1 protein-coding gene is annotated in these 13,423 nt (G+C 50.4%); it reads left to right on the forward strand.

Annotated features, from left to right (window positions below):
- The first annotated feature begins 1 nt into the window (after position 1).
- Positions 2-13,411, forward strand: coding sequence for a type I polyketide synthase (locus HWY38_RS09760; protein ID WP_317986218.1), 13,410 nt, complete (start codon positions 2-4; stop codon positions 13,409-13,411).
- Positions 13,412-13,423 lie beyond the last annotated feature (12 nt).

Here is a 13,423-nt window from a genome sequence, read left to right on the forward strand (position 1 = left end):
CGTGAAGAACTTCAATAAGCAAATCACTTTATCGCTGAAAAATCCGTTTATTTTACATCATGACGTTTACGGACAAAAAGTCCTTCCGGGATTGGCTTATATTGATATGTTTTATCAGATTTTTAAAGAGCGCGGCTATTCATACGACGGGCTTCAGCTGCGCCATTTATCCATATATCAGCCGCTTATCGCGAAAAAAGACAGCGCCGTCAAGCTTACGGTTGAATGTACAAAGGTAAAAGAAGGGCGCTGGAAACTTACCGCAAAAGGGGCTGTGGTCAGCGGCGGCCGAGTCCAGCCGGAAGAACGTATTTACGTCAAAGCGGAAATGCACGAGACGGCACCCGCAGTTTTCAGTGACACGCTTGATCTTGACTCTGTCAAACGCGAGGCGGAACGCACCATCGATTTAAATGAGCTGTATGCACAATGCAGAGCCCAGGAATTGGTTCACAGCGGATATATGAAAGCGGAAGGAGAAGTGTTTGAGGAGCGGGACGGCGTCACCTTTGATGTATCGCTCGGAAAAGACGCGATGGGACAGGCCGAAGGGTTTTTGTTCCATCCGACTCTTCTTGACGGAAGCGGCGTCGGCGCAAACCTATTGATCTCCTCGCTGTTAAATGGGGAAAAGAGGCTGTTTCTGCCTCTTTTCTACGAATCTTTTACAGCTTCCGAACCTTTGCAGGCCGGCTGCATCACGAGAATCAAACGTTCGTCGCTTCGGCAGGAAAAGGAGCTCATTTACATTACACTGGAGTTTTTTAACGCATCCGGCCGGAAAGTAGCCGAGCTGAAAGATTTCACAAGCAAGCTCGTGCGGGATGCCGAGCTGATCAATACAGACCGTAAGCCTGCTGAGAAGTCTCCTGAAAAATCCGGTTTACCGGAAGTTGCGGCATCGCTTGAAGGTGGACACCCGCATGAGGAAGCAGAGCGGTATGTCATGAATCTGATGGCGGAAAAAATCGGTAAGCCGCTTGAACAGATTGATTCTCAAGTCGGCTACTATGAAATGGGGCTGACATCGTCCGGACTGCTTGACGTCGTCGAAACGATCAGCGAAAAAATCGGCGAAACCCTTTCTCCGACTTTGCTGTTTGAATATACGACGGCAGCAGAGCTGGCGGCTTTCCTGACTGAGCAGTACGGGAGCCATTTCAGCGCGTCTCCGGCAAAAATGGAGAAGCCGGTTGAGACGCAAACAGAAAAAAGGCGGAAAAGCAGTGTGCCGCAAGATGAAGATATCGCCATTATCGGCATGGCCGGCCGCTACCCGCAGGCCGAAAATATTCATGAATTCTGGGAAAACCTGAAAGAAGGAAAAAACTGTGTCACCGAAATTCCGGAGTCTCGCTGGGACTGGCGCCGGTTTGAAAATGTAAAGTCGCCTTCCGGAAAGAGCATTTCAAAATGGGGCGGATTTATCGATGATCCGGATTGCTTTGATCCTCAATTTTTCCGGATTACGCCGCGGGAAGCTGAAACAATGGATCCTCAGGAACGGCTGTTTTTACAAACATGCTGGGAAACGATTGAGGATGCCGGATATACGCCGAAGTCGCTCGCAGAAGCGCGCGGACGGAATAAGAGACAGCGCGTCGGCGTCTTCGCAGGGGTGATGCATAAGGATTATACGTTGGTCGGGGCTGAAGCTTCTTCTGAAGATCATGTATTCCCGCTTTCTCTTAATTATGCGCAGATCGCAAACAGAGTTTCATATTTTTGCAATTTTCACGGGCCGAGCATGGCGGTCGATACGGTCTGTTCATCTTCGCTGACTGCGGTTCATCTTGCTGCGGAAAGCATTCGGCGCGGGGAATGTGAATCGGCGGTTGCCGGAGGCGTCAACTTGTCGCTCCATCCGAATAAATATCTGACATACGGTTTATGGGACATGTTTTCAACAGACGGGGTTTGTCATACATTCGGGAAAGACGGAGACGGCTATGTACCGGCTGAAGGAATCGGTGCCGTTTTATTAAAACCGCTGCGGGAGGCGGTAAAAGACGGAGACCGGATTTATGCGGTGATAAAGGGCAGTGCCGTCAACCACGTAGGGACAGTGAGCGGAATTTCCGTGCCGAGTCCTGTCGCGCAGGCTGATTTGATTGAAGAATGCCTGGACAAAGCGGGCATCGATCCGCGCACGGTCAGTTATATTGAGGCGCACGGGACGGGAACTTCTCTCGGCGATCCGATTGAGGTTCAAGGCCTTGTCAAGGCGTTCCGCCAGTACACACAGGACAAACAGTTCTGTTCGATCGGATCAGTGAAGTCCAATATCGGCCATGCGGAATCGGCGGCGGGCATCAGCGGCTTAAGTAAGGTTGCCCTGCAGCTTCACCATAAAACTTTGGTGCCGTCTCTTCATTCCGAGGAGCTGAATCCGTATTTAGATTTTGAACAATCACCGTTTTACGTCCAGCATCATACCGAAGAGTGGCAGCAGCCTTCAGTGAAGGAAAACGGAAACGAAACCGTATATCCCCGGCGTGCAGGGATCAGTTCTTTCGGGGCGACAGGTTCAAATGTGCATCTCATTCTGGAAGAATTTATTCCGGAAGAATCACTCGGAACAAATGCTGAACCGGCGGAAGGACAGACATTCATTTTCCCGGTTTCGGCCCGAAATGAAGAACGGCTTAAAGAGTATGTTGAGAAGCTGTCTGCATTTATTCATCCCGGCCTGCCGCTTGAGGATGCGGCGTATACACTTCAGATCGGCCGTGAACAGATGGAGGAGCGGGTTGCGTTCACCGCTCAGAATATGACACAGCTCAAAGAGCGGCTGAAAGGCTTTCTGGCGGGTAAAACGGTCAGCGGGTGCTGGCGGAACCGAGCTGATAAAAGCAAACAGGCAAAGCTTGCTCCGGACTTGATACATAAATGGCTTTCTTCCGGGAGTCTGAAGATGATTGCCGAAAAGTGGGCCGGCGGAGGAACAATGGATTGGAATCTCTTATACGGTGAAAACAAACCGAATCGGATCAGCCTGCCGACATATCCGTTTGAAAAAACACGGTATTGGGTGCCCGATGCGGAGAAAAAAGATTCGTTACCGCAAAAAAATGCAGGCATGCTGCATCCGCTCCTGCATGAAAATGTATCAAACATGTCAGGCGTCCGTTTCCGGTCCTCTTTTAGCGGCGGAGAATTTTTCCTGAAAGATCACGTCGTCAAAAACGAGCGGACGTTACCGGGCGCGGCTTATCTGGAAATGGTTCGGGCGGCCGTTGAACACGCGGCAGAAACGAAGGAAGAAGGAACAGTCCGTCTGAAACATGTCGTATGGATACGTCCGTTTACAGCGGCGGATGAGTCCGCAGAACTGTATCTCCGCCTTTATGACGAAGAAAATGGAGAGATGGGATTTACGGTTTACAGTGAATCGGCTTCCTCGGAACAAGAGTCCGTTCTCTATGCGCAAGGAAGCGCGGCGTTTGTCCGAGCGGGCGAACCGGCCAAAATCGAGATTGACAAATTAAGAGAGTCACGCCGTCTGATCACACCTGACGCTTGCTATCAGGCATACAAACAAATGGGGATTGAATACGGGGATGCTCACAAAGCGGTCACGGAAATCTATGCAAAAGACAGCAAAGTGCTCGCGAAGCTCTCACTCCCGTCATCTATTTCTCATACAAAAGATCAGTTTGTCCTCCATCCCAGCCTTTTGGATGCGGCCTTCCACGCGACAATCGGGTTAATGCTTGACAGAGACGGGACTGACATACGCCCGATGCTGCCGTTTGCTCTCGAACAGATTGATGTGTTGAAAAGCTGTAAAAGCGATATGTGGGTATCCATTGCGTACAGCGGCGAAAGCAAGCCTGAAGATGCCGTGCAGAAGCTGGATATTGATTTGTGTGACGAACAAGGCAATGTATGTGTGAAAATAACTGGTTATTCCGCACGGGAAATTGAAACGGATAAAACAGATACACTATATTTTGAACACGTATGGGAAGAGAAGGCCGCTGTACATGAAAAAGCAGCGCCGATCCATTTCAAAGCCCGTCACGTGATGATATCTGACCGGTTTACGGATCAAATGAACAGCATACAGACAGACTTCAGCTGTCATGTGCTCCGTGATCAGCATAAGAGTGAAGGCGAACGGTTTGAAGCTTGTGCGCTTCAGGCGTTCGAAGAAGTGAAGAAAATCCTCGCTTCAAATTCCGGCGGGCGCGAGCTCATTCAGATTGTCGTGCCTCAAGAAGCGGATACGCAGCTCCTTTGCGGCTTAACGGGGCTTTTGAAAACAGCGGCGCTTGAAAACCCGAACCTGACCGGCCAGCTGATTGAATTGGAGCCGGACGTCAAGACAGACACGCTGTCACGATATGTAAAAGAATGCAGCGCTCATCCTGATGACAAGCATATTCGCTATGAAAACGGCAGGCGCTATACGGCACAATGGCAGGAAACAGGGCTTGAACAGTTCGGCGCCGAAAAGCCGTGGAAGGATAAAGGTGTTTATCTGATCACAGGCGGTGCAGGCGGTCTCGGATTTTTGTTCGCCAAAGAAATCGCCCGGCATGCAAAAGACGCCGTTCTTATTTTAACGGGGCGTTCTCTGTTGGATAACCGTAAAAAAGCCCAGCTTCAAGAACTGTTCGATCTCGGCGCGCAAGCCGTGTACAAACAAATGGACATGACGGAAAAACAAGAAGTTCAATCGCTCACAGCGGACATCTGCCGGCAGTACGGCGGATTAAACGGTATCATACACAGCGCCGGAACGATAAAAGACAACTATATTCTGAAAAAGCACAAAGATGAAATCCGTGATGTACTGGCGCCGAAAGTCTCCGGACTGGTTCATCTTGATGAAGCGGCAAAGGACATTGAGCTTGATTTTCTGATTCTTTTCTCTTCCGGAGCCGGAAGCGCCGGAAGCGCGGGCCAGGCTGATTATGCGATGGCCAATGCGTTTATGAACGCCTTCAGTGAAAAAAGAAACCGTAAAAAAGCTCGAAATGAACGCTATGGACACACCCTTTCAATCTGCTGGCCGCTTTGGAAAGACGGCGGCATGACGGTTGATGCTGAAACGGAAGCCATGCTGACAAAAGAAAGCGGCATGGTCCCTATGCAAACAGAAAACGGCATTCAGGCTTTGTACCGCGGGTGGGCGGCAAACACATCCCAAGTCATGGTGACGGAAGGCTACGCCGCAAAAATCCGGGCGTTTCTGAAAAAATCAGCGGATGATCAGCCGGATAAGGACAGCGAAACGGAAGAAACGGCAGGTCTTACAGCAGGCGGAGAGAACATGCTTGCAGAAAAAACGGAGCATTTCTTGAAACAAGTGCTTTCGGAAGTGACCAAACTTCCTGTCGGCAAAATTGACGCCAAGGCGCCTATGGAAGATTACGGTATTGATTCGATTATGATTATGCATTTGACGGGCCGGCTGGAAAAGAGCTTCGGTTCATTATCAAAAACATTGTTTTTCGAGTACCAGAATATCGAATCGCTGTCGCAGTATTTTATGAAAGCACACCGGGACACGCTGCTGGAAGTGACCGGGATGAAAACAGAAGAAACCCCTGCAGCCAAACCGGCGCTGTCTGAGAAAGCGAAAGTAAAGTCCGTTTCCAAACGGAATGAAGGCAAAAAAGGCTTTGCGCAAGTCCGTCCAGACACGCGGAAAAATCAGCAGCTGACGGAGCGTGAAGATATCGCGATTATCGGTATATCAGGACGATATCCGCAGGCCGAAAATCTTCAGGAATTTTGGAAGAATTTGAGTGAAGGCACTGACTGCATAACCGAAATTCCAAACGATCGCTGGGATCACAGTCTTTATTACGACGCTGATAAAAATAAAGCAGGCAAGACGTACGGAAAATGGGGAGGATTTTTGAAAGACGTGGACAAATTTGATCCGCAATTCTTCTCTATTTCGCCCCGGGATGCAAAATTGATGGACCCGCAGGAGCGGTTATTCCTGCAATGTGTCTACGAAACGATGGAAGATGCCGGTTACACGCGCAAAAAGCTCACGGAAAAATCGGGTGATTTGCTTGGCGCCAATGTCGGTGTTTACGTCGGCGTCATGTATGAGGAATATCAGCTTTACGGAGCCGAAGAACAGGCGCGCGGAAAATCGCTTGCGCTGACCGGAAATCCGTCATCAATTGCGAACAGGGCTTCCTATGTATTCGGTTTTAACGGTCCGAGCATGGCTCTGGATACGATGTGCTCTTCTTCTTTGACAGCCATTCATCTGGCATGCCAAAGCTTGCGGAACGGGGAATGCGAAGCAGCATTTGCCGGGGGCGTCAATGTATCCGTTCATCCGAATAAATATTTGATGCTCGGCCAGAACAGATTTTTATCAAGCAAAGGCAGATGTGAAAGTTTCGGAGAAGGCGGAGACGGTTATGTGCCCGGTGAAGGAGTGGGCGCCGTACTCCTTAAGCCGCTTTCTAAAGCAAAAGCGGACGGTGATCATATTTACGGCCTGATCAAAGGAACGGCCGTGAACCATGATGGAAAAACAAACGGGTATTCCGTACCGAATCCGAACGCCCAAGCCGCGGTGATCAAACAGGCGTTAAAAGACGCGGGAACCGATCCGAGGGCGGTCAGCTACATCGAAGCCCACGGCACCGGGACTTCACTCGGCGATCCGATTGAAATCACGGGTCTGACAAAAGTCTTCTCAGAACAAACACAAGATAAACAGTTTTGCTCTATCGGCTCAGCGAAATCCAATATCGGGCACTGTGAAAGCGCGGCGGGCATCGCGGGGCTGACGAAGGTGCTGCTGCAAATGAAAAACAAGAAGCTTGCGCCGTCACTGCATTCCCGGACGCTTAACCCGATTATTGATTTTCCGAGTACGCCGTTTAAAGTGCAGCAGACGCTTGAAGAGTGGAAAAGACCGGTCATAAATGATAAGGAATTGCCGAGAACCGCGGGACTTTCCTCATTCGGAGCCGGCGGCGTCAACGCTCATATCGTCATCGAAGAATATTCCGCTGATGAGGATAAGGAGACGGCTTTTGCCGCGCCTCATCCGTCGATGATCGTCCTTTCCGCGAAAAATGAGAAATTGCTTCAAAAACGGGCGGAACGTCTTCTTGATGCACTGCGGAGCGGGCGTTACCGGGAAGCGGATCTGAGCCGGATCGCATATACACTTCAAATCGGCCGTGAACCGATGGAAGAGCGTCTCGGAATGATTGTCAGCAATTTGCGCGAGCTTGAAGAAAAGCTTGACGAATTTACGGGCGGCAAGGAGTCAATTGACCAGCTCTACCGCGGACAGGTCAAACAGAATAAAGACACGATGGCGCTGTTTGCGGCTGATGAGGACATGGAAAAAACCATTGAGGCATGGCTTGAAAAAGGCAAAGCCGCAAAGGTATTAGAGCTTTGGGTGAAGGGCCTTCCGCTGAATTGGGATAAGTTGTATCAAATGGGCAGACCGCAAAAAATCAGTCTCCCGGCCTACCCGTTTGCAAAAGACCGTTATTGGATCGACATATCAGCAGATTCAGCTGTCAAAAAACCGGCCGACACACAGTCTGCGCCGATCGCCCCGGCGGCCGTCCCGGAAGCGGTCATTGAAGTAACAACTCTTCACGAGGAGACTGCCAAAGAAAAACCGTCAAACATTTCATTGCAGCCTTTGAGCGGCGCGAAACCGAAAAGAACCGTACAGTCTGCTTCCCGTCCGGTGGTATCCGCTGAAAAAGTAAGTGCCGAATTAACGGAAAGGTTGGCGGACGTTTTATATATGGATGCCGACGATATCGACGCAGATGACACATTTATTGATATCGGCATGGATTCAATCACAGGTCTTGAATGGATAAAGGCCGTTAATAAAGCGTACGGCACGTCCCTTACGGTGACGAAAGTATATGATTATCCGACAATCCGCCAGTTTGCGGCCTTCTTGCAAAAAGAGCTCGGGACAGAACCGATCCTTGAGGAAGCAGCCGAACCGCAGAAAACAGAGGCCGTAAAAAAACCGTCAAACATACTGCTGCAGCCTTTAAACGCTCATAAGCAGCATGTGATACAAGCAGAAGCGGATATTCTGGAGGCGATGTCTGAAACGGCAGCTTCCGCCGAACCGGAAGAACCGATTGAAGCGGTGCATGACGAGTTATCAAAAGCACTGGCTGATGTATTGTACATGGAGCGGCATGAAGTGGATATTGATGAGGCCTTTATTGACCTCGGTATGGATTCGATTACCGGTCTTGAATGGATAAAGGCCGTCAATAAACGGTACGGCACGGACTGTAACGTAACGAAAGTGTATGATTATCCGACAATCCGTCAATTTGCCGATTTTCTGCGTACGCAGCCGTCCGTCCGCGGCAGAAAAAAACAGGCGGTTCCCGTACGTCCAAAGCCGCTTACACAGCAAGCCGCCCCGCAGGAGAAAACACCTGCCGAGCCGGAGAGATTAACGGTTCAAAAGGAACCTGAACCGGTGCAGGCCAAACGGGAGCCTAAAGACGAGATAGCGGACGCGATAGCCATCGTCGGCATGTCGGGCAAGTACCCGGATGCGCCGGACCTAAAGGCATATTGGGACAACTTAGCCCATGCGAAAAACGCTATCCGCGACATCCCGCTTTCCCGCTGGGATGTAAACAAATACTATGATCCGGCCTTAAACAAGAAGGGCAAAGTATACTGCAGATCAATCGGTATGCTTGACGGCATTGAAGAGTTTGATCCGCTGTTCTTTAATATTTCTCCGTCTGAAGCGGAACTTATGGACCCGCAGCACCGGATATTTTTACAGGAAGGTTTTAAAGCCTTTGAAGATGCGGGTTACAGCTCAAAAGAATTAAACGGAAAAAATTGCGGCGTTTATTTGGGGATTATGAACAATGAATACGGAATGATGTTAAACAAACATCAGACAGGAGGAAGCGCGACGGGCAACAGTTTCAGCATCGCGGCGGCCCGCCTGCCTTATTATCTCAATTTGAAAGGGCCGGCCATTCCGATCGATACGGCATGCTCTTCATCTCTCGTCGGGACTCATTTGGCGCGTCAGGCGCTGTTGAATCATGAAATTGACATGGCCCTTGTCGGCGGCGTCACCTTGTATTTAACGCCTGAATCATACATCAGCATGTGTGAAGCCGGAATGCTGTCTCCTGACGGCCAATGTAAAGCATTTGATAACAGTGCGAACGGATTTGTGCCTGGCGAAGGCGCGGGGGCGCTCGTTTTGAAGAGGCTGAAAGATGCGGAAGCCGATCAAGACCATATTTACGGAGTCATTATCGGATCTGGAATTAACCAAGACGGAAAAACCAACGGCATTACCGCACCAAGCGCGAAAAGCCAAATGGATTTAGAGCGTCAAGTGTATGAAGCGCACAACATCCACCCTGAGAGCATCACCTATGCGGAAATGCACGGCACCGGCACAAAGCAGGGGGATCCGATTGAATTAGAAGCCTTATCTTCTGTATTCAAGGAAAAAACGGACCGCAAACAATTTTGCGCCATCGGTTCGGTTAAATCGAATATCGGGCATACGTCGGCGGCGGCAGGTGTAGCAAGCGTCCAGAAGGTTCTGCTGTCGATGAAGCACCAGCAGCTTGTGCCGACCCTTCATTTCAGCACGCCGAATGAACATTTTGATTTCGATGACTCGCCTTTATTTGTCAATACCGAACTTAAACCTTGGGAAACAGGCGGAGCACCGCGGCGGGCCTGCGTCAGCTCATTCGGCTACAGCGGCACAAACGCTCATCTCGTTATCGAAGAGTATCAGCCGAAAGACCGGGGAAGCCGCAAGTCTGATGAGACAAACATTTTTGTGCTGTCGGCGAAAAAAGCGCCGCAGGTAAAAACCTATGCTGAGTCTGTGATCGAATTTGCAAAAGCCAATCAGAATATCAATCTTTCGGATATGGCATACACGCTTCAGACCGGGCGTGATGCGATGGATTACCGTCTTGCGGTTACAGCCGGTTCGAGAGAAGAACTGATCAGCCGTTTAACCGATTTTGTAAACGGAAATACGGGTGAAGGGATATATGAAGCCCACATCAAAACGGCAAAAAAAGAAATCAAAGCATTTGAAACGGACGATGATCTGAAGCAGCTTGTCAGGTCGTGGTTCGATAAGAAAAAATACGCCAAAATAGCGGAATTGTGGGCCAAAGGGCTTCAGACGGACTGGGACAGACTCTATCAAGGCGAAAAACCCCGCAGAATCAGTCTGCCGGCTTACCCATTTGCGAAGGAGCCGTACTGGCTGCCTGAGCCGAAAGCCGTATCGCAGGAAACAGAAGACCGGTGCAAGGCTGTGCTTTTAGAAAAGCAATGGGTTCCGTGTGAGATCGATTCGGCCGGTGAGAAAAGCGGCAGGACGGTCATGATTCTGGCTGATGCAAGAACAGCGGAACTTGCCGAAGAGACTGCGAAGCATTTCGCTGACTCGTTCATTCTCCCGGCCGATTCCGCTGACACTGCAGCTAGCGATTGGAATCACATAGATGGCGTAATCGATCTGACGGGATGCGGAGACGAAGACCCTTCACTGGAAGGGATCAGCCGGCTCCAGACTCTGATTGATACAAGCCGCCGGCAAGCGCGGCCGCTGACGCTGCTATATGTAACAAAAGGCTTGGAGCCATTTCAGCAGAAAACGATTCATCTTGCAGGAGCGGCAAAAAGCGGCCTGTACAGAATGCTTCAAAATGAGTATCAAAACGTGACGTCCAGACACATGGATGCCGATACAGATACGGATCAGCAGGCGCTTGCCAAACAGATTGCAGATGAATTTTCGGCGGACAGCACAGAACCGGAAATCTGCCGCCGAAACGGACAGAGATACCGTGCTTTATTCACGGAGATTCCAAGCAGGAAGCGAGCAGAACATAAGCCCGCACCGTTTCCTGAAGACCATGTGCTTTTCATTACCGGAGGCACAAGGGGACTGGGTCTCTTATGCGCCCGCCATTTCACAGAAAAACACGGGGTGAAAAAAGTAGTGCTGACAGGCAGGGAGCCGATTCCTCCCCGTCATGAACGGTCAGCCGTTAATACGAGGCTGAAAGAGAAGATCCGGGCGATTGAAGAGCTCGAAGCAAAAGGAGTGCAAGTGGCGGTGATCAGTCTGAAATTGTCTGATCATGATGCGGCGGCAGCGGAAATTGAAACAATCCGGCGCACGATGGGACCGATCGGCGGTGTCATTCACTGTGCGGGATCGGTTAATTCATTAAATCCGGCGTTTATCAGAAAGACTGCCGACGACATACAAGAAGTGCTTGAACCGAAAGTCGCCGGGCTTCAAACATTAAGCAGCCTTTTCACAAATGATCCTTTGCAATTTTTTGTCTTATTTTCTTCAGTATCTGCAGTCGTTCCGGCGCTCGCGGCGGGACAGTCGGATTATGCGATGGCAAATGCGTACATGGATTATTTCGCGGCGGCTCATCAGCATCAATATCCGCTGGTCAGCATTCAATGGCCGAACTGGAAGGAAACCGGATTAGGTGAAGTCCGCACAGAAAGCCTGAAGCAGACCGGGCTGCTGGGACTGTCCAACGCGGAAGGACTTGACTTGCTGGACCGCATTTTATCTGAAAACATCCGCCCGTCCGTTCTGCCGGCTATCGTTGATCGGAGCGAATGGCATCCTGACAGGCTGCTCTGTCAAGTGAAAACACAAAAAGCCGAAATAAACGGCAAAGCCGCGGAAAAACATTCAGACAGAGACCTGCTTCTTGATACGAAGGCGTGGCTTGTGAAACTGTTTTCCGATGAGCTGAAAATCGCTCCGGAAGAACTGGAAACAGACGAACCGTTTCAGGATTACGGGGTTGATTCGATCATTTTAGCGCAGCTTTTACAGCAAATGAATCAAGCGCTCAAAGAGGACTTAGATCCGTCTGTTTTATATGAACATCCGACGATCGACGCGTTTGCCGAATGGCTTGTATCCAATGGGCAGCCGCTGCTTGCAGAAAGGGAGGAACCTGATACAGAAATGTTGGTTCCGGCTGCCGTACAAACGGTTCACACTGAACAAAAGCGTGATGCCGTAACTGAAGACATTGCCGTCGTCGGAATGAGCTGCCGTTTTCCGGGAGCGGAATCGTTAGACCAATATTGGGACTTGCTGAGAAGCGGCAGGTCCGCAATCGGCTCCGTCCCGGCGGAACGTTTCGGATATGCAAATCAATACGTTGCGGGATTGATTGACAATATGGATCACTTTGATTCCGAATTCTTTTTCATTCCGGAAAACGACGCGAAAGCGATGGACCCTCAGGCGTTGGCGGTGTTGGAAGAGAGCTTGAAACTTTGGTGCCATGCGGGCTATACCCGTGAAGAAATCAAGGGCATAGAAGCCGGTGTGTATATCGGAGGCCGCAGCCAGCATCAGCCTGATCCTGAAATTCTTGCGAATACCCGCAACCCGATCGTTGCGGGCGGGCAGAATTATTTAGCGGCAAACGTTTCGCAATTTTTTGATCTGCGCGGGCCGAGCATCGTGCTTGATACGGCTTGTTCATCGGCTTTGACAGGAATGAACATGGCCGTTCAGGCACTGAGAAGCGGTGATATCAAAGCGGCGGTAGTTGGCGGCGTCAGCCTGCTGAACACGGATGCGGCGCACCGGATGTTCCAAGAGCGCGGGCTGTTAAACGAAAAACCGGCATTTCACGTATTTGACAAGCGTTCAGGCGGAGTTGTCCTCGGTGAAGGCGTCGGCATGGTGCTGTTAAAAACAGTAAGCCAGGCGCAAAAAGACGGCGACACGATACACGCGGTCATTAAGGCCGCCGCCATGAACAATGACGGCAGAACGGCAGGTCCGTCAGCTCCTAATATGCAGGCGCAAAAAGACGTCATGCAAAGCGCGCTTTTCAAAAGCGGCAAAAAGCCGGAAGACATCAGTTATATCGAAGCAAACGGATCGGGTTCCGCGGTGACTGATTTGCTTGAGCTGAAGGCGATTCAATCCGTATACCGCTCAGGTCAGCATGTTCCGCTCGGCATCGGGTCAATCAAGCCAAACATCGGGCATCCGCTTTGCGCAGAAGGCATCGCAAGTTTCATTAAAGTCGTATTAATGCTGAAGCATAAACAAACGGTTCCGTTTCTCTCAGGAGACGAACCGATGCCGCACTTTGATATAACAAAGACAGATTTTAATTTTCATAAAACAGCCGGCGAATGGGATGCAGCCAGACCGTCAGCAGCCATCAACTGCTTTGCCGACGGCGGAACGAACGCCCACGTCATTCTGGAAGCTTGGGAAGAAAAAGATACCCGAATGAAAAGAAAGCCGCTGCCGGTACCGTCATTAAGACGTAAGGCTCTGGTAAAAGAGCCTGACGCACCGGCGGAGAAACAAGAGCTTCCTGCGAAAAAAATGTTCTGGAAAGCATTTAAATGAGAGAGGAGTGGG

Source organism: Bacillus sp. KS1 (assembly GCF_020075515.1).
Lineage (GTDB): Bacteria > Bacillota > Bacilli > Bacillales > Bacillaceae > Bacillus > Bacillus velezensis.